Origin of the sequence: Roseomonas sp. OT10, from assembly GCF_020991085.1 — a bacterium.
GTDB classification, from domain to species: Bacteria; Pseudomonadota; Alphaproteobacteria; order Acetobacterales; family Acetobacteraceae; genus Roseomonas; species Roseomonas cutis.
This window is the reverse complement of sequence record NZ_CP087719.1, coordinates 3496724-3514648: the sequence shown is the minus strand read 5'-3', so window position 1 is coordinate 3514648 and position 17925 is coordinate 3496724. Positions and strand designations below refer to the sequence as shown.

Annotated in this window: 14 protein-coding genes; 7 read left to right on the top strand and 7 right to left on the bottom strand. The window is 73.0% G+C overall.

Annotated elements, in window-relative coordinates; genetic code table 11:
* Positions 1 to 510: 510 nt before the first annotated feature.
* A complete protein-coding gene (gene rnd, locus LPC08_RS16060) occupies positions 511 to 1695 on the bottom strand; it encodes a ribonuclease D (protein WP_230449245.1) in 1185 nt (394 codons plus the stop codon).
* A gap of 152 nt (positions 1696 to 1847) precedes the next feature.
* Here rnd and LPC08_RS16055 point away from each other — a divergent pair, with 152 nt between their 5' ends.
* The 7 genes from LPC08_RS16055 to LPC08_RS16025 all read left to right on the top strand — a co-directional run bounded on the left by LPC08_RS16055 (position 1848) and on the right by LPC08_RS16025 (position 10726).
* On the top strand, positions 1848 to 3821 hold the full coding sequence (locus LPC08_RS16055; RefSeq protein ID WP_230449244.1) for a bifunctional 2',3'-cyclic-nucleotide 2'-phosphodiesterase/3'-nucleotidase: 1974 nt from the start codon (positions 1848 to 1850) through the stop codon (positions 3819 to 3821).
* A gap of 175 nt (positions 3822 to 3996) precedes the next feature.
* Positions 3997 to 4995: a BMP family lipoprotein gene (locus LPC08_RS16050; protein ID WP_230449243.1), complete on the top strand. Its 999-nt coding sequence runs from the start codon at positions 3997 to 3999 to the stop codon at positions 4993 to 4995.
* A gap of 358 nt (positions 4996 to 5353) precedes the next feature.
* Complete coding sequence (locus tag LPC08_RS16045) at positions 5354 to 6871, top strand: ABC transporter ATP-binding protein (protein ID WP_230449242.1); 1518 nt, start codon at positions 5354 to 5356, stop codon at positions 6869 to 6871.
* A 397-nt stretch (positions 6872 to 7268) separates the two neighbouring features.
* Entirely contained in the window at positions 7269 to 8285 is a 1017-nt protein-coding gene (locus LPC08_RS16040) for an ABC transporter permease (protein ID WP_230449241.1), read from the top strand.
* A gap of 350 nt (positions 8286 to 8635) precedes the next feature.
* On the top strand, positions 8636 to 9598 hold the full coding sequence (locus LPC08_RS16035) for an ABC transporter permease (protein ID WP_230449240.1): 963 nt from the start codon (positions 8636 to 8638) through the stop codon (positions 9596 to 9598).
* The gene (locus LPC08_RS16030; RefSeq protein WP_230449239.1) at positions 9599 to 9997 is read left to right on the top strand and encodes a cytidine deaminase; all 399 of its coding nucleotides are present in this window, start codon (positions 9599 to 9601) and stop codon (positions 9995 to 9997) included.
* A gap of 108 nt (positions 9998 to 10105) precedes the next feature.
* On the top strand, positions 10106 to 10726 hold the full coding sequence (locus LPC08_RS16025; protein ID WP_230449238.1) for a glutathione S-transferase family protein: 621 nt from the start codon (positions 10106 to 10108) through the stop codon (positions 10724 to 10726).
* Between the two features lie 667 nt (positions 10727 to 11393).
* Here the strand turns inward: LPC08_RS16025 and LPC08_RS16020 are convergent.
* From LPC08_RS16020 to LPC08_RS15995, 6 genes are all read right to left on the bottom strand, one after another.
* On the bottom strand, positions 11394 to 12593 hold the full coding sequence (locus LPC08_RS16020) for a glycosyltransferase (protein ID WP_230449237.1): 1200 nt from the start codon (positions 12591 to 12593) through the stop codon (positions 11394 to 11396).
* A gap of 178 nt (positions 12594 to 12771) precedes the next feature.
* Complete coding sequence (locus LPC08_RS16015; protein WP_230449236.1) at positions 12772 to 13191, bottom strand: Rieske (2Fe-2S) protein; 420 nt, start codon at positions 13189 to 13191, stop codon at positions 12772 to 12774.
* Position 13192: 1 nt separating this feature from the next.
* Complete coding sequence (locus LPC08_RS16010; RefSeq protein ID WP_230449235.1) at positions 13193 to 14299, bottom strand: amidohydrolase family protein; 1107 nt, start codon at positions 14297 to 14299, stop codon at positions 13193 to 13195.
* Complete coding sequence (locus LPC08_RS16005) at positions 14296 to 15366, bottom strand: amidohydrolase family protein (RefSeq protein WP_230449234.1); 1071 nt, start codon at positions 15364 to 15366, stop codon at positions 14296 to 14298. The genes LPC08_RS16010 and LPC08_RS16005 overlap by 4 nt, the downstream gene beginning before the upstream one ends.
* Complete coding sequence (locus LPC08_RS16000) at positions 15363 to 16619, bottom strand: MGH1-like glycoside hydrolase domain-containing protein (RefSeq protein WP_230449233.1); 1257 nt, start codon at positions 16617 to 16619, stop codon at positions 15363 to 15365. Before LPC08_RS16000 ends, LPC08_RS16005 begins: the two co-directional genes overlap by 4 nt.
* The gene (locus LPC08_RS15995) at positions 16616 to 17677 is read right to left on the bottom strand and encodes an ABC transporter ATP-binding protein (RefSeq protein ID WP_230449232.1); all 1062 of its coding nucleotides are present in this window, start codon (positions 17675 to 17677) and stop codon (positions 16616 to 16618) included. The genes LPC08_RS16000 and LPC08_RS15995 overlap by 4 nt, the downstream gene beginning before the upstream one ends.
* Positions 17678 to 17925 lie beyond the last annotated feature (248 nt).

The following is a 17925-nucleotide window of genomic DNA, read 5'->3' as shown; positions in this document are numbered from 1 at the left end:
CCCGGCGGTGGACCGGGAGGGGCCGCCGTCCCCTCCCAGACCCTCCCTGCCGGGGCCACAAGCGGGCCCCGGACCCCGCTGAGAGTCTGGCTCTACGCGGCTGCCGTCAGCCTCCGGGCTGATCCCAGGGAGGGCGCGGACAGGCGGGACTCCATAAGAACTTCGTAGGCGTCAGGGAGTGCTGCGGCCGTACCCGCCGAGGAGCATGGCTCCTCGGCGCCGCGACCCCGTCGCAGGCTGTCCCGCGGCAGCGCCGATCGGGTCCAGGGCCCGCAGGGTCCTGGCGGAGTGGGGGTATCGGGGGCGAGGCGGAGCCTTGCCCCCGGGCCACGGGCACCAGTCCGGCAGACGTCAACGCATCACGCCGCGCGTATGATCCGGGCAGGTGTGTCCCGATGACCGGCCGGGAGGGCCCCGCCATCGGCGTGGTGGGCCGGTTTTTGGGTCCTTGTCCGGCAGGGGTGCGGCACGCGGTGCCAGGCCACCCGCGACGGTCGGCGGGATGGGGTGTCAGCCCGCCGGGATCAGGCGCACGCGCTTGCCGTCCACCCCGAGGGCGAGCCGGCCGGAGCGCAGGGCCAGGGCGTCCTCGCCGAAGACGCGGCGACGCCAGCCGTGCAGCACGGGCAGGTCGGGCGTGGCCTCGGCCGCCAGCCGGTCGAGGTCCTCGCTGTTGGCCAGCAGCTTCGGGGCGACGCCATGTTCCTCTGCCTTTGCCGCCAGCAGCACCTTGAGCAGCGCGACCAGGGCGGGCGAGGCCTGCGGCCCGGCCCGCTCGCGCGGCAGCTCCGGCAGCGCGCCGTCCGGCAGGTTCCGCGCCTCGGCCAGGGCGGCGATGAGCCCGGTGCCGGACTTGCCGCGCGCGAAGCCTTCGCTGACGCCGCGGGCGCGGGCCAGGGCGGCGGCGTCCTGCGGCATGGTGGCGGCGATCTCCAGCAGGGATTCGTCGCGCACCAGGCGCTGGCGCGGGACGTTGACGCGCTGCGCCTCCCGCTCCCGCCAGGCGGCGGCGGCGCGCAGGGCGGCGAGGAAGCGGCGGTTGCTGGTGCGCGGGCGCAGCCTCTCCCAGACCGTGTCCGGATCGACACGGTAGGCGGAGGGGTCGGTCAGGGCGGACATCTCCTCGGCCACCCAGTCCATCCGCCCCTCCTGCTCCAGCCGGCGCTTCAGGCCGAGATAGACGCGGCGCAGATGCGTCACGTCGGCGGCGGCGTAGGCGATCTGGGCCGGGGAGAGGGGGCGCGCGGCCCAGTCGCTGAAGCGGTGGGCCTTGTCGATCTGCGCCCCGGCCAGGGCGCGGACGAGGCTGTCATAGGAGGCCTGGTCGCCGAACCCGGCCACCATCGCGGCGATCTGGGTGTCGAACATCGGCCTCGGCGTATCGCCGAAGCGGAGGAGGAAGATCTCCACGTCCTGCCGGGCGGCGTGCAGCACCTTCATCACCGCCGTGTCCGCCAGCAGCTCGCCGAGCGGGGCCAGGTCCAGCCCGGGCGCCATGGCATCCACCACGGCGACGTCGTTCTCCCCGCCCAGCTGCACGACGCAGAGCTCGGGCCAGTAGGTCCGCTCCCGCATGAACTCGGTATCGACGGTGACGAAGGCTTCCTGCCGCAGCCGGGCACAAAGCTCGGCCAGAACCTCCGTCTCGGTGATCAGGATAGGGTCCGGGTCCGGGGCCTGGGGGCGGCGAGTCATGTCTCCTTTTCTAGGCGGCACGAACGGGCTGGTCCACAGGCCGGGTTTCACCATCGTGTCTCGGGGCTGCCCGGGATGCAGGATTTCTTCCGGCAACCTCCCGGGCGGGATTGCTTCCGCCACCCGGGCCGCCCGAGGATGCGGTCCATCCCATGGAACCGCAGGCCACGATGACGCGCATCCTGCTCTCCCGCCGCTCCCTCCTCCTGGCCGGCGTGGCGGTCCCCGCGGCCGGCCTGCCGACGGGGCAGGGGCCCCGCGCCCAGGCGGCGCCGCGGCTGAGGCTGCGGCTGCTGGAGACGACGGACCTGCACGTCAACGTCTTCCCCTACGACTACTACCGCGACCGGGCCGACGACACGGTGGGGCTGGCCAAGACCGCCACCCTGATCGCCGCCGCCCGGGCGGAGGTGCCCAACACCCTGCTCTTCGACAATGGCGACGTGATCCAGGGCAGCCCGATGGGCGACTACATGGCCTATTCGCACGGGCTGAAGCCCGGGCAGGTGCACCCGGTGATCGCGGCGATGAACACGCTGGGCTATGTCTGCGGCACGCTGGGCAACCACGAGTTCAACTACGGGCTGGACTACCTCGCCACCTCCCTGGCCGGGCAGAACTTCCCCTCCGTCTGCGCGAATGTCCTCAGGCCCGACGGCACGCCGCTGATCGATCCGACCCGGGTCTTCACCCGCGAGGTGACGGACGAGGCGGGCGCGAAGCACAACCTGCGGATCGGCGTGATCGGCTTCGTCCCGCCGCAGATCCTGCTGTGGGACAAGGCGAACCTGGAGGGCAAGGTCACCACGATCGACATCGTCGAGGCGGCGCGGCAACACCTGCCGGCGCTGCGCGCGCAGTCGGACCTGGTGGTGGCGCTGTGCCATTCCGGCATCGCCGGCGGCGAGGGGGAGAAGGGGGCGGAGAACGCGGCGCTCTACCTGGCGAAGGTGCCGGGGATCGACGCGATCATGACCGGCCACCAGCACCTGGTCTTCCCCGGCCGCGACTTCGCCAACATCCCCGGCGTGGATGCGCAGAAAGGCACGCTGCACGGCGTGCCGGCGGTGATGGCGGGCTTCTGGGGCAGCCATCTCGGCGTGATCGACCTGACGCTGGAGCGGCAGGGCGAGGCCTGGAAGGTCGCCGACTTCGCCGTGGAGGCGCGCCCGATCTACGAGCGCAAGCCGGACCGCAGCATCGTGGCGAAGGTGGGCGCCACGGAGGGCGTGCTGGAGGCCGCGAAGGCGGAGCACACGGCGACGCTGGCCTATGTCCGCCAGCCGGTGGGCGAGACGCGGGTGCCCATCAACAGCTACTGGGCGCTGATCGCCGACGACCCGTCGGTGCAGGTCGTGAGCGACGCGCAGATCTGGTACATCAAATCCATCGCTGAGGCCGCCGGGCTGGCCGGCCTGCCCATCCTCTCCGCCGCCGCACCCTTCAAGGCGGGCGGGCGTTCGGGGCCCGACTACTACACGGACGTGAAGCCCGGGCCCGTGGCGATCAAGGACGTGGCGGACCTCTACCTCTATCCGAACACCGTCCGTGCCGTGCGGATCACCGGGGCGCAGGTGCGCGAATGGCTGGAGCGCTCGGCCGGAATCTTCAACCGCATCGACCCCGCCTCCACCGCCGAGCAGCCGCTGATCGATCCGCGCTTCCCCTCCTACAATTTCGATGTGATCGACGGCGTCACCTACCGCATCGACGTGACGCAGCCCTCCCGCTACGACCTGGACGGCAGGCTGGTGGCGCCCGACTCCCATCGCATCGTGGACCTGCGCTTCCAGGGCCAGCCGATCGACCCGAAGCAGGAGTTCCTGGTCGCCACCAACAACTACCGCGCGGGTGGCGGCGGCGGCTTCCCCGGCGCGGACGGCAAGACCATCGTGATCGACGCGCCCGACCTGAACCGCGACGTGCTGGTGCGCTACATCGTCGAGGAGAAGGTCATCGGCCCGGCGGCCGACAACAACTGGTCGCTGGTGCCGCTGCCGCCCTCGGTGGTCGCCACCTTCGTCACCGGCCCCGGTGCCACCGGCCAGCCCCCGGGCGGGCTGCGCGCCGAGCCGATGGGCACGGCGGAGGGCGGCTTCGCCCGATACCGGCTGGTCTTCCCCTGAACCCCGAGCAGGAGCTTGGGTCGGGCCGCACGGCCCAACCCACGCGCCCGGCCCACGGGAAGGTGACGGCGTCGCCCCCGCCCCCAGCCCGGGGTGCGGCGTCGTCCCGCCATTGACTTGCGCCCGGCCCCGCCCCCAGCCTTGCGCCGGACGGAACCCTCCCGGAAGGCCCCGCATGCCCAGGCTGCTCGCCCTCGCGCTCTGCGCCCTGCTCGCCCTCGGCACCACCGCGAAGGCCCAAGGGACCATTTCCCCCGCCATCGTCTTCGACATGGGCGGCAAGTTCGACAAGTCCTTCAACGAGGGCGTCCATACCGGCGGCCAGGAGTTCCAGCGCGCCACCGGCATCGAGGTCCGCGAGTTCGAGCCGCAGAACGACACCCAGCGCGAGCAGGCGCTGCGCAACTTCGCCCGGCGCGGCGCCAGCCCGATCATCGCGGTCGGCTTCAACCAGGCCAGCGCGGTGAAGACCGTCGCCGCGGAGTTCCCCGCCCTGCGCTTCGTCATCATCGACGCGGTGGTCGAGGCCCCCAACGTCCAGTCCATCCTGTTCCGCGAGGAGCAGGGCTCCTACCTCGCCGGCATGCTCGCCGCCCTGCGCAGCGCCACCGGCAAGATCGGCTTCGTCGGCGGCATGGACATCCCGCTGATCCGCAAGTTCGCCTGCGGCTACATCCAGGGGGCGCGTGCCGCCAACCCGCGGATCGAGGTGCTGCAGAACATGACCGGCTCCACGCCCACCGCCTGGAACGATCCGGTGCGCGGCGGCGAGCTGGCCCGCTCGCAGATCGAGCGCGGCGCCGACGTGGTGTTCCATGCCGCCGGCGCCACCGGCATCGGCGTGCTCCAGGCGGCGGCGGATGCCAGCAAGTACGGCATCGGGGTGGATTCCAACCAGAACCACCTGCACCCCGGCCGCGTCCTGACCAGCATGGTCAAGCGCCTGGACGTCGCCACCCGCACCACGCTGGAGGCCGCCCGCGCCGGCTCCTGGAAGCCCGGCGTGAACATCCTCGGCCTGCCCGAGGACGGCGTGGCCCTGGCCTTCGACGACAACAACGCGCCCGCCGTCACCGCCGAGATGCGGGCGAAGGTGGATCAGGCGCGGCAGGACATCATCGCCGGCCGCGTCAGCGTGCACGACTACATGTCGGACAACCGCTGCCCGGGCTGACGGTGGCGCCGGTGGCCCGGGGGGAGAGGCTCCGCCGGCCTTCGGCATCGACGCCGTGCGTCGATCCCCCCGTACCCCCCATCCGCCAGGAGCAGAGCTCCGGGACCCCCTTTCACGGGGCGGTTGCAACGGGGTCGCTTCGCCGGAGGTCATCGACCTCCGGCGCCCATAGGTGCCGCCGGCCCGATGCCGGCATGGATTTTTATGCGCTGCCTGTCCGCTCGCCCGCCCGGTTCGGCCCGTGGGCTGACCCATGCCATACAGCGCCAAACTCCTGCCGCGGTCCGGGGGCCGGCTCGCCCCCGGCGGAGGGGGTCGAGGGGGAGGCAGAGCCTCCCCTCGTCCGACGGTGCCGCGCATGACCGGCGCCCCCGCGATCGAGCTGCGCGGCATCGACAAGCGCTTCGGCGCCGTCCACGCCAACCGCGACATCCACCTTACCGTCCGGCGCGGCAGCATCCACGGGATCATCGGCGAGAACGGCGCCGGCAAGTCCACGCTGATGGCGATCCTGAACGGCTTCTACCAGGCCGATGCGGGGGAGATCCTGCTGGACGGCCGGCCGGCGCGGATCGCCGACAGCCGGGATGCCATCCGGCTGGGGATCGGCATGGTGCACCAGCACTTCATGCTGGTGGAGCCCTTCACCGTGCTGGAGAACGTGATGCTGGGGGCCGAGGGCGGGCCGCTGCTGGCCCGCGGCGCCGCCCGGATGCGGGCCGCCCTGGCGGGGCTGGCGCGCGACTACGGGCTGGCCGTCGATCCCGACGCGGTGGTGGGCGAGCTGCCGGTGGGCGCGCAGCAGCGGGTGGAGATCCTCAAGGCGCTGGTGCGCGGCGCCGAGGTGCTGATCCTGGACGAGCCGACGGGCGTGCTGACGCCGCAGGAGGCGGACGACCTGTTCCGGGTCCTGCGCGCCCTGCGGGAGCAGGGGCGGACCGTGCTGCTCATCACCCACAAGCTGCGCGAGATCATGGCGGTGACCGACCGGGTCTCGGTGATGCGGGCCGGGGCGATGGTGGCGCATCGCGAGACGGCGGAGACCTCGGCGGCCGAGCTGGGTGCGCTGATGATCGGCCGCCGCCTCGCCGAGCCGGCGCCGCGCGCCGCCGCCGCCCCCGGCCCTGCCCTGCTGGAGGTGGCGGGGCTGTGCGTCCGCGATGCCGGCGGGGTGGAACGGGTGCATGACGTGTCGCTCTCGGTGCGGGCGGGCGAGGTGCTGGGCATCGCGGGCGTCGCCGGCAACGGGCAGAGCGAGCTGCTGGAAGCCCTGGCGGGCATGCGCGCCCCGTCCGCGGGCAGCATCCGGCTGCGCGGCGAGACGGTCTTCCCCGGCCGCCACGACCCCGCCCTGGCCCGCCGCCGCCGCCTGGCGCATGTGCCGGAGGACCGGCTGCGGCTGGGGCTGGTGCGGGACTTCCCGGCGCAGGATTCCGCCATCCTCGGCTATCAGGACGACCCGGCCTGGCGGCGCCTCGGGCTGCTCGACCCGGGGCGCATCGGGGCGCATGCGGAGCGGCTGATGCGCGACTACGACGTGCGGCCGCCGGCGCCGCGGCTGCGCTCGGCCAACTTCTCCGGCGGCAACCAGCAGAAGCTGATCCTGGCCCGCGAGATGGAGCGCGATCCGGAGGTGCTGCTGGTGGGCCAGCCGACGCGCGGGGTGGATATCGGCGGCATCGAGGCGATCCACCGCCGCCTCCTCGCCTGCCGGGCGGCGGGCAAGGCGGTGCTGCTGGTCTCGGTGGAGCTGGACGAGATCCTGGCGCTGTCGGACCGCATCCTGGCCATGTGCGGCGGCCGGATCACCGGCGAACTGCCCGCCGCCGAGGCGGACGAGCACCGCCTTGGCCTGCTGATGGCGGGTGGCGCGTGAGCGGGAGACGGGTACAATCCGTTCCCCGGCGGAAAGGCTCCCCCTTTCCCCCGATACCCCCTTTCCGCCAGGACCCTGCGGGCCCTGGACCCGGTGGGCGCTGCCGCGCAGCGCGTTTCGACGGGGTCGCCGCGCAGGAGGTCCAGGACCTCCAGCGGGATCGGCCGCAGCCCATGCTGATGGCCGGATCAGGCTGGCTGCGTGCGTCGCCTGATACCTTGTTCCTCTGGCTCGGCCTGCGGGCGGAGCCCACGTGGGGCGGGCGCGGCCCACGGCCCCCTGCGGACTCCGGGAAAAGGGAGGGGGTCCGGGGGAGGTCACTCCCCCGGAAGGACCGCGCCTGAACGACCTTCCCAAATGGGCCGAGCTCGCCCTCCTCCCCCTCATCAACCTCGCCGTGGCGCTCGCGCTGGCGGCGCTGGTGATCCTGCTGATCGGCGAATCCCCCGTCGCGGCGCTGCGGGCGCTGGCGGCGGGCAGCCTCGGCTCGGCCTATGCCATCGGCTACACGCTGCACTACGCGACCGACCTGGCCTTCGCCGGGCTGGCGGTGGCGGTGGCCTTCCAGGGCGGGCTGTTCAACATCGGGGTGGAGGGCCAGGCCGGCCTGGCCGGGCTGGGCGTGACGCTGGCGGCGCTGGGGCTGGAGGGGCTGCCGGCGCCCGTGCTGATCCCGCTCGCCATCCTGGCAGGTGCTGCGTTCGGCGCGGCCTGGGCGGCGATCCCAGGCTGGCTGCAGGCCTATCGCGGCAGCCACGTGGTCATCACCACCATCATGGCGAACTTCCTGGCGGCCGCGCTGCTGGTCTACCTGCTCGTCAACGTGCTGATCGCCCCCGGCTCCATGGCGCCGGAAACGCGGCGCTTGACGACCGATGCGGACCTGCCCGGGCTGGGCTGGCTCGGCTTCCCGCCCGGCACGCCGGTCAACCTCGCCCTGCCGCTGGCGCTGCTCTCGGCGCTGGGGGTGTGGCTGCTGGTCTGGCGTACCCCCTGGGGCTACGGGCTGCGCGTCGTCGGGCGCAGCGCGGCGGTGGCGGGCTATGCGGGGGTGAACGCGAAGCGGACGGTGGTGCTGGTCATGGCGCTGTCCGGCGCGCTGGCGGCGGGGGTCGCGGTGAACGAGCTGTTGGGCGTGCAGCACAAGCTGGTCATCGGCTTCACCGGCGGGCACGGCTTCACCGGCATCGCGGTGGCGCTGATGGGCCGCAACCACCCGTTCGGCGTGCTGCTCGCGGCGCTGCTGTTTGGCGCGCTGACCCAGGGCGGGGCGGAGCTGGCCTTCGAGATGCCCTCCGTCCCCACCGAGCTGGTGATGGTGATCCAGGGGCTGGTGATCCTGTTCACCGGCGCCTTCGGCAACCTGTTCCGGCCGGCGCTGGGGCGGCTGCTGTTCCGCCGGGTGGCGGGATGATCCGGCGCCGCGCCGGCCCCCGGGGGGAAGGCTCCGCCTTCGCCCCCGTGCCCCCCTTCCGCCAGGAGCAGAGCCCCTGGATCCCCATTCACGGGAAGGTTGCGACGGGGTCGCCTCGCCGGAGGTCCAGGACCTCTGGCGCCCGAGGGTACCGCATCGGCGCCGTCGAGGATTGTCCTGGCGCCTCGCCCGGCGGCGCGCCCGTCCGGTTCGGCCCGGACCCGCACCATCCGGCGCCAGACTCCCGCCGGGGTCCGGGGGCCGGCTCGCCCCCGGCGGAGGGGGGCCGGGGGAGGCGGAGCCTCCTCCGGGGGCGCCACGCAACACGACGCGGGGGGCGATAGGCGCCCATGGAGGCCGCCGATATCCTCCCCCTCCTCGCAGGCACGCTGCGGGTGTCCACGCCGCTGATCCTGGCGGCGCTGGCGGGGCTGTTCTCCGAGCGGGCGGGGATCGTGGATGTGGGGCTGGAGGGCAAGATGCTCGCCGGCGCCTTCGCCGCGGCCGCCACCGCCGCCGTGACGGGCAGCGTCTGGGCCGGGCTGGGGGCGGCGCTGGCGGCCTCGCTGGCGCTGGGGCTGCTGCACGGGGTGGCCTGCATCACGCTGCGGGGGAATCAGGTGGTCTCGGGGATGGCGATCAACATCCTGGCCTCGGGGCTGACGGCGATGCTGGCGCTGGCCTGGTTCCGCCAGGGCGGGCAGACGCCGACCCTGCCGGCCTCGGGCCGCTTCCTGGCCCTGCCGCTGCCTGAGGCGGTAGGGGCGATCCCGCTGCTTGGCCCGGTGCTGGCGCGGGTGGTGGGGGGGCAGACCCTGCCGGTGTGGTTCGCCTTCCTGGCGGTGCCGGTCGCAGGCTTCGTGCTGGCACGCACCCGCTTCGGGCTGCGGCTGCGCGCGGCGGGCGAGAACCCGGCGGCGCTGGACACGGCCGGGGTCTCCGTGGCGCGGCTGCGCTATGCGGGGGTGGTGATCGCGGCGCTGCTCTGCGGCGTGGCCGGGGCGGCGATCGCGACGGCCCAGGGTGCCGGCTTCGTGCGCGACATGGTGGCCGGGCGCGGCTTCATCGCCCTGGCGGCGATGATCCTGGGGATGTGGCGGCCCTGGCCGGTGCTGCTGGCCTGCCTGGGCTTCGGGCTGCTGGACATGCTGGCGATCCGGTTGCAGGGCGTGGCCGTGCCGGGGATCGGCGCCTTCCCGGTGCAGGCGGTGCAGGCCCTGCCCTACCTGCTGACCGTGATCCTGCTGGCGGGCTTCGTCGGCCGCGCCATTCCGCCGAAGGCCAGCGGCCTGCCCTACGTCAAGGAACGCTAGATGTCCGACCCGCTGATCGAGGCCGCGCTGGCGGCGCAGCAGCGTGCTTACGTCCCCTATTCCCGCTTCCGCGTCGGCGCCGCGTTGCGGACCGTGGAGGGGATGGTGATCGCCGGCTGCAACGTGGAGAACGCCGCCTACCCCCAGGGCGCCTGCGCCGAGGCGGGGGCGATCAGCGCCATGGTGCTCGCCGGCGGCACCCGCATCGCCGAGGCGGTGGTCGTCGGCGACAGCGCGGCGCCCTGCACGCCCTGTGGCGGCTGCCGGCAGCGGCTGCGCGAATTCGCCGTTCCGGGGATGCGGGTGCGGATGGTGGACGGCACGGGGCGCGTGCTGCTGAGCGCGACGCTGGAGGAGCTGCTGCCGCATTCCTTCGGGCCGGACCACCTGCCGGGCTGAGCCCCGGCCTCGCGCCATCCTGATGCCGCCCCGCCCTTCCGGGCCCGCGCCGGGCGGTGGCAGAAGGAGAGGTCCGCGCCGCGCGCCGCGGCGGAAACGGGAGGTCCCATGCTCACGCTGTTCTACTCGCCCGGTGCCTGCTCCCTCGCGCCGCATGTCGTGCTGGAATGGATCGGCCAGCCGTACGAGGCGAAGCGGGTGAAGACCGGCTCGGAGGAGCTGAAGGCGGTCAACCCGGCCGGCGCCGTCCCGGTGCTGCGCGACGAAACTGGCTGGGTGCTGACCCAGGCCGGGGCGATCCTGCACTACCTGGCCCGCCGCTTCCCCGAGGCCGGGCTGGACGCCCCCGCCGACCCGAAGGCGCAGGCGGAACTGGACCGCTGGTCCTCCTTCATGACCGGCGATCTGCACCCCGCCTTCTTCCCGCTCTTCATGCCCAACCGCTACACCACCGCGACCGACGAGGCCGCGCTCGCCGCCGTGCGCGAGGCCGGGATGGGGCTGGTGCGCAAGCGGCTCGCGCTGATGGACGCGCATCTGGCGGACCGCCCCTACCTGCTGGGCGAGGCGCGGACGATCGTGGACGCCTATGCCTTCCCGATGCTCCGCTGGGCCATCGGCAAGCTGCCGGAGAAGCTGGAACCCTTCCCGCAGGTGCAGGCGCTGCACGACCGCATCGCGGCGGACGCGGCGGTGCGGAAGGTGCTGGCGGCGGAAGGGTTGGGTTAGGTCGGCAGGCCGCCTCATCCGGTCGGTGCGATGCGTTGATCCGTGCCGGCGCGGGGTGCGCCCGTGGCCCGGGGGCAAGGCGCTGCCTCGCCCCCGTACCCCCACTCCGCCAGGACCCTGCGGGCCCTGGACCCATTTGGCGCTGCCGCGGGACAGCCTGCGACGGGATCACGGCGCCGAGGAGCCACGCTCCTCGGCGAGCACGGCGTCCGCCCTCGCTGACACCTTCTGAGCTTTTTCAGAGTTCCGCCTGTCCGTGTTTCGTCAGGGTTCAGCCCGCAGGCTGACGGCAGCTCCGGAGAGCCATGTGTGGACGGCCCCCTTGGTGCAAGTGGGATGGGACGTTGAGAGGCCGCGGTCGGGTGCGGTCATGTGTCCGGCCTGTTGGCCGCTGGCCCTGATGCAGTCCGCGGCCCGGCTCTCAATCAAACTCACGCGCACAAGGCGCTTGATACGGTGGACGGACCCTTCGTTCGCTGACCTCAACAGCCGCGAGCCTGGCACATCGATGCCGCTCAGAGGCCGTTCACCGTATCAAACTCCCGGCGGGATCCGGGCCCCGCTTGTGGCCCCGGCGGGGGAGGGTCTGAGAGGGGACTGCGTCCCCCCCCCCGTCTCCCGCCTGAACACGACAGCACGATGGGCCAGGACGTCTGGCCCTCCGTTATCAGCCGGTGCCTTCCTTCTGTGCCAGGGCCTCGCGGATCAGCGCCGCCTTCTGGCGGTTGCGTTCGTCCCAGGAGTGCGGGCGCACTGCCTCGACGCGTTCGGCCGCGCGGCTTAGAGGCTCGGCCAGGGCCTCGTCCACCGCCACGGCGAAGTCGTCGGCGGTCTCGGCGATTCGCACGATGCCGGGGAAGCGGCGCGCGGCGGGGACGTCGGCGCTGACCACGGCGCGGCCGCCAGCCAGGTATTCGTAGAGCTTCAGCGCGTCGCCGTTGCGGGTGATGTCGTTCAGCGGGAAGGGCATGATGCAGGCGTCCATCCCCTTCAGGTAGCCGGGGAAGTCCTCGTAGTCCTTCGGGCCGAGCACGTGGATGTTGGGCGTGTCGGCGAAGGTGGCGGCGTCGAAGCCGAACCAGACGTAGCCGACCAGGGCGATGCTGCGCTCGGGGAAGCGTCGCGCGATCTGCTTGAGCAGGTCGACGTTCATCTTCCACGGATCGACGCCGCCGAGGTAGCCGAGCACGGGCTTCGGCAGGCGGGCGATGTCGTCCGGCACCACCGTCTCGGGCAGCAGCGCGCGGCCGAAGAACTCCATGGCGGCGCCGCAGTACACCGCGTGGGTCTTCGGGTTGTGGGCGCGGCGCGGCTCGGCCAGCTCGTCGGTGACCGCGAAGACCAGGTCGGCGGCGCGGCAGGTGTCCGCCTCATGGGCGCGGACCATGCGCCGCTGCGCCTCGTCCCGCGCCAGGGCGGCGTCGTGGTCGCCGCATTCGTAGATGCTGAGCCGCGAGGGGAAGTGCCTCAGCACGGTCGCCGTGTTGTAGAGGTAGGACCACAGCAGCGGCCGGCGGAAGCCCAGCTCCTTCACCACGCCGCGCAGCAGCCGGTCGAGGATGCGGTCGTTCACGCGCGACGCCCAGCGCCAGCGCGAGATCCCGGGCAGGCCGATCGGCGGCGGGCGATAGATCCAGAGGTTCTCGTCCACCTGTTCCAGCCGCGGCTTCTTCTCCCGCTTGCGCTTCTGCCACCGCGCCATGCGGCGCAGCGTGATCCAGGAGCCGAAGGGCTCGACGAACAGCACGCGGTTGCTGCGCGCAAAGCCCTGCATCGTGTATTCGGCGACGCTGTGGACGACCAGCCACTCGACGGTGCCGAGGCAGATGATGTCCTGACCTTCCAGCCCCGGACCGTTCTCGTACATCGCCATCTCCCGGCATTCCCCCGCCGGTCGAGGCCCTGGGGCGCCGGCTGCCAGGACTTGTTACCATCGCGGACCGAGCGGGGACACCCACCAGACGGGTGGGCGCGGAGGGGCCCGGTTGGGGGGAGCCGGCGCCGCCCGGTTCCGCCGCGCCGCCTGGCCGTGGCGCGCGGCGGCCTTATGGCATGTCGACGTAGATCTGCCCCTCGCGTTCCTCCACCGGCACGGTGGTCGCGCCCAGGCTGGCCACGTCGGGGCGCGCCTCCTCCACCCCGACCGGGTAGGTGCGGGTGCGGAGCTTCCCGGGCTCGGCGCGTGACAGGCCGGTGCGGATGTCGAACTCCCAGCCATGCCAGGGGCAGCGCAGGATCTCCCCCTCCCGCGTGTAGCGCATCGCGCCGGGGCGGGCGGGATCGGCCTCCACCAGCCCGATGGCGGTTCCCTGGCACAGCTCGCCCCCCTGGTGCGGGCAGCGGTTCAGCAGGCCGAACAGCTCCCCGCGCAGGTTGAAGAGCACGATCTTCTTCCCCGCCGCCTCGACCAGCAGCCGCCCGCCCGGCGGCAGGGCGGAGGCGGGGGCGACGGGATGGCGCGCCACCTCAGCCCACCCCGTAGAGCGCCCGGGCATTGTCCAGGAACAGCCCGCGCCGCGCGGCATCGGGCAGGCGTACCGGCACGGACCATTCCGGGTCGTCGAAATCCCAGTGCGGGTAGTCGGTCGCGAAGAGCAGCCGGTCGATGCCGATCCAGTCGATCACCTCGTTCAGGTGGCGGCGCTTCTCCGGCTCCTCCATCGGCTGGGTGGTCAGCCAGACATGCTCCCGGATCACCTCCGAGGGGGCGCGGACGAGGTGCGGCACCTCCTCGCGCAGGCGCGACCAGTGCTTGTCCAGCCGCCAGGCGAGGGCGGGGAGCCAGGCGAAGCCCGCCTCGATCAGCACCAGGCGCAGGCGGGGGAAACGCTCGAAGACGCCCTCGATCACCATGCTGGTCAGCAGCGCCTGGCAGCACTGGGCATGGCCGACCATCTCCTCGATGTAGAAGGAGGGCCAGCCGCCGCCGGTCACGGGATAGCCGCCATAGCCGAAGGCATGCACGCCGACCGGCAGCCCCGCCTCCTGCGCCGCGGCGTAGACGGGCCAGTAGCGGCGCTGCCCCAGCGGCTCGGCGGTGCGGCTGAGCAGGAGGACCTGCACGAAGTCCGGATGCCCCGCCCAGTGCGCGATCTCCGCCGCCGCCGCCTGCGGGTCCTCGTAGGGGACGACGACGGAGGCCTTCAGCCGGCGGTCCTTCGCGGTCCATTCCGCCACCTGCCACTCGTTCAGCGCGCGGGAGAGCGCCGCGCTGAAATCCAGGTTCTGCGCCGCCGCGGCGGCCGGGGCGATCACGTTCAGCACGCCCAGCGCCACGTTGTTCGGGTCGAGGTGTTGCGCCTGCATGAAGCCCAGGTCGCTGCCGGGGCGGCCGCCGGGCGGCCAGGAATCCCGACGCGCGGCGTCCGGCTGCCCCTTGGGATAGGCCGGGCCCGACTGGTAGCCGTGGCGCGGCAGCATCCCGAAGGTGTCCATGTGCCGCCGCCAGCGTTCGGAGAGGTAGGGGTGGATATCGCTCGCCCGGGCCAGGCAGGGGTGGATGTCGCAATCGGCGATGGCCGGCTTGCTGGCCGGGACGGCCGCCGCCACCGGGTCGCGGAGCTCGACGTTCATGCGGAAGCCTCCTCCAGCCGGGGATAGGTGGCGCGCGGGTTCTCCACCGCAATCTTCCGCGCGAGGGATTCCGGCAGCGCCGCCGGCAGGGCGTCGTCGCCGTCGAACTGCCAGTGGGGATAGTCGGTGGAGAAGAGCAGGAGGTCCTCCGACCCCATCTGCTCGATCACCCGCAGCAGGTCGGCGGCCACGGGCGGCCCGTCCACCGGCTGGAGGGTGAAGCGCACCTGCTCGCGGATGATCTCCGGCGGCGGGCGGTCCACCCACGGGATCTCCATCCGCAGGCCCCGCCAGTACTTGTGCAGCCGCCAGAGATAGCCGGGCAGCCAGGTGAAGCCGCTCTCGATCATCACCACGCGCAGGCGGGGGAAGCGGCCGAAGACGCCCTCGCAGACCAGCGAGGTGAGCTGCGTCTGCATCCCCTGCGCCTGGTTCACGTAGTCCTCCGTGTGGTAGGAGGGCCAGCCGACCGGCGTGACGGGGTGGCGATAGGCGGAGCCGGCATGGATGCCGATGGGCAGCCCGTGCTTCTCGGCAGCGGCGTAGATCGGCCAGTGCTGCCGCTTCCCCCAGGGCGCGTCGTGCATCGCCGGCAGCAGCACCTGGACGAAGCGGCGGTCGGCGGCGCAGCGCTCGATCTCCGCCACCGCCAGCTCTGGGTTCTGCACCGGCACGACGATCGAGGCGCGCAGGCGTGAGTCGCGGTCCAGCCATTCCCGCGCCAGCCAGTCGTTCACCGCACGGGCGAAGGCGGCGGCCATGTCCTCGCTGAACAGCACGGTGACGCCGTAGAGCACGTTGCAGATGGCGAGGCTGGTGCCGAAGCCGTCCAGCGCCTGGGCCCGCACCTGCGCGAGGTCGGAACCCGGCTTGCCCGAGGCCGGCCGCCAGTCCGGCCGCGCGGTCAGCGGGCTCTTCAGCGGATAGGCGATGGTGTCCAGCTCGTGCACCCCGCGCTCCGCCACCATGTCGCGCCAGAGCGGGTCGAGATGCGGCAGCAGCGCCTTCAGCGACGGCACCGCCGGGTGGATGTCGCAGTCGACGGCCCCGTGGGGGAGCGGGATCATGCCTCCTCTCCCTCCAGCAGCAGCCAGATGGCCGCGGTCCAGGAGAAGGTGCCGCCGCCGATGCCCTGGCCGGTCAGCGGGTCGAAATACTCGCTGAACCCCTCCGCCGCGATCAGGCCACGCGTGTCGCCCGCCACCCGGTCGGCCATCGCCTCCTGCCCGCAGCGGCGGAGGCCCTCGGCGATCATCCAGTTCACCACCGCCCAGACCGGCCCGCGCCAGTAGCGCAGCGGCTCGAAGAGCGGGTGGCCGGGGTCGGTCGAGGGCACCAGGGCGCGCACCGACCGGCCCCACTCCTCCAGCCGCTCCGCCAGCTCCGCCGCATGCCGCGCCTGGCCCGCGAAGAGCGGCAGGAAGCCGGCGGAGCCGCGGAGGGGGATCGGCTCCCCCGCGATCAGGTCACGCGCGAGGTAGTGGCTCAGCCGCCCGTCCCAGAGGCGCTCCAGCGCCGCCTCCATCCGGGCGATCCGGCCGGCGATCTCCGCCGCCTCCTCGGGCGTGCCGAAGCGGATGGCAAGGTCCAGCAGGTCCTGCTCGGCCCGCAGCAGGATGGCGTTGGTGCCCACATCCGCCACCCGGAAGGGGGAGGCCGCCAGCATCCGCGCCGGGTCCCAGCCGGTGTCGCAGAACACCTCCACCAGATGGATGAAGCGCTGGTAGTCGATGGCGCGCGGGCGGAAGGCGGGGTCGACATGACCGGTGTCGCGGCGCCGGATGTCCGTGCGCGTGGCGGTCGGCACCCGGTCCAGCGCGCGGTCCCAGGCGGGGCTGTTGTCCATCCCCGTCTCCCAGGGATGCAGGGTCGCCACCAGCCCCGTCCCGTGGGGATCGCGCGCGGCGGCCCACCAGCGGTGGTTGTCGCGCAGCCGGGGGTAGATGGCCGCCATCCGCGCCTCGCCCTCCTCGTGGGCGGCAGCGGCCAGCACCCGGCGCGCGGCGGTGGCCAGCACGGGCGGCTGGGTGATGCCGGAGGTCGGCGGGCTGCGCCCGACTCCCCAGACCTCGGGGCCGGGGAAGTAGTCGTCGGAGGGCGCGTGGAAGACGATCTGCGGAATCAGCCCGTCCTCCCACTGGCCGCGCAGCAGCCACTCGATCTCCGACCAGGCGCGGGCCGGGTCGAAGGTGGCGAAGCCCATCGCGACGAAGGCGGAATCCCAGTTCCACTGGAAGGGGTAGAGCCGGTCGGTCGGCACGGTGTAGCCGCCCCGGTCATTCGCACGCAGGACCTGCCGCGCTTCCTCCCGCCGGCTCATCGCGCCTCCTCCAGCACCCGGCCGCTTTCCGCCGCCATCCAGTTCAGCCGGTCCGGGTGCGGCCGCAGATGCAGGACACGGCCGGGCGAGAGGTCCTCGGCCGGCGCATAGGGCACCACCACCCGGAAGACCTGGCCCGCCGTCCGTCCGGTCATCAGCACGTGCGAGCCGAGCGGCTCCGCCACGCGCAGCGTGAAGGCGAAGCCGTCGCCCGGGGTGGTGGGGGTGAGATCCTCGGCCCGCAGGCCCAGCAGGACCTCGCCCGCCGCACCGGGCGGGGCGGGCAGGGAGAGGCCGCCGAGATCGACAGCGCCGTCCTGCACCGCCAGGCGCAGGAAGTTCATCGGCGGGCTGCCGACGAAGCCGCCGACGAAGCGCGAGCGCGGATGGTGGTAGATCGCGGCCGGCGGGCCGATCTGCTCGATCCGCCCGGACTGCATCACCGCGATCCGGTCGGCGAGGCCCATCGCCTCCGTCTGGTCGTGGGTCACGTAGATCGTGGTGGTGCCCGCCTCGGCCAGCACCGCCTTCAGCTCCGCCCGCATCTCCAGCCGCAGCAGCGCGTCGAGGTTGGACAGCGGCTCGTCCATCAGCAGCACCTCCGGCTCCACCGCCAGGGCGCGCGCCACGGCGACCCGCTGGCGCTGCCCGCCGGAGAGCTGGCCCGGGTGGCGGGCGAGGTAGGGCTCGATGTGCAGCAGCGCGGCGGCGCGCTCCACCTGGCGCTGCACCTTCTCCTTCGGCGCCTTCGCCATGCGCAGGCCGAAGGCGACATTCTCGAACACCGTCAGATGCGGGAAGACGGCGTAGTTCTGGAACACCATGGCCAGCCCGCGCCGACGCGGTGGCAGGTCCGTCACGTCGCGCCCGCCGATCCGCACCCGCCCCGCCGTCTGCGTCTCCAGCCCCGCGATGATCCGCAGCAGCGTCGTCTTGCCGCAGCCGGAGGGGCCGAGCAGCGCCAGGAACTCGCCATCCTCCACGCGCAGCTCCACCGCCTGCAACGCCTGCACGGCGCCGAAGCTCTTGCGGATGCCGTCGATCTCGATCGTGGCCATTCAGGTCCTTCGTGTGGTCGTGCGTCGCAGGTGACACCGTCGGACCGGGGGGAGGCGCCGCCTCCCCGCCGGGCCCCCCTCCGCCGGGGCCACAAGCTGGCCCCGGACCCCGCTGGCGGTCTGGCTCTGCGTGGCGGGCGTCAGCCGGCGGGCTGAACCCAGGGAGCGTGTGGACAGGCGGGGCGCAGGGAAGGAATCGAAGGCTGCGCGCGGTGAGGCCGCAGTCGCCGGAGGCCGATAGCCTCCGG

Excerpts from the sequence above, each read along its gene's own strand:
- LPC08_RS16000 (WP_230449233.1), bottom strand. The coding sequence starts at position 16,619 with ATGAGCCGGCGGGAGGAAGCGCGGCAGGTCCTGCGTGCGAATGACCGG.
- LPC08_RS16020 (WP_230449237.1), bottom strand. The coding sequence starts at position 12,593 with ATGTACGAGAACGGTCCGGGGCTGGAAGGTCAGGACATCATCTGCCTC.
- LPC08_RS16045 (WP_230449242.1), top strand. The coding sequence starts at position 5,354 with ATGACCGGCGCCCCCGCGATCGAGCTGCGCGGCATCGACAAGCGCTTC.
- LPC08_RS16035 (WP_230449240.1), top strand. The coding sequence starts at position 8,636 with ATGGAGGCCGCCGATATCCTCCCCCTCCTCGCAGGCACGCTGCGGGTG.
- LPC08_RS16030 (WP_230449239.1), top strand. The coding sequence starts at position 9,599 with ATGTCCGACCCGCTGATCGAGGCCGCGCTGGCGGCGCAGCAGCGTGCT.
- LPC08_RS16005 (WP_230449234.1), bottom strand. The coding sequence starts at position 15,366 with ATGATCCCGCTCCCCCACGGGGCCGTCGACTGCGACATCCACCCGGCG.
- LPC08_RS16025 (WP_230449238.1), top strand. The coding sequence starts at position 10,106 with ATGCTCACGCTGTTCTACTCGCCCGGTGCCTGCTCCCTCGCGCCGCAT.
- LPC08_RS15995 (WP_230449232.1), bottom strand. The coding sequence starts at position 17,677 with ATGGCCACGATCGAGATCGACGGCATCCGCAAGAGCTTCGGCGCCGTG.
- LPC08_RS16050 (WP_230449243.1), top strand. The coding sequence starts at position 3,997 with ATGCCCAGGCTGCTCGCCCTCGCGCTCTGCGCCCTGCTCGCCCTCGGC.
- rnd (WP_230449245.1), bottom strand. The coding sequence starts at position 1,695 with ATGACTCGCCGCCCCCAGGCCCCGGACCCGGACCCTATCCTGATCACC.
- LPC08_RS16055 (WP_230449244.1), top strand. The coding sequence starts at position 1,848 with ATGGAACCGCAGGCCACGATGACGCGCATCCTGCTCTCCCGCCGCTCC.
- LPC08_RS16010 (WP_230449235.1), bottom strand. The coding sequence starts at position 14,299 with ATGAACGTCGAGCTCCGCGACCCGGTGGCGGCGGCCGTCCCGGCCAGC.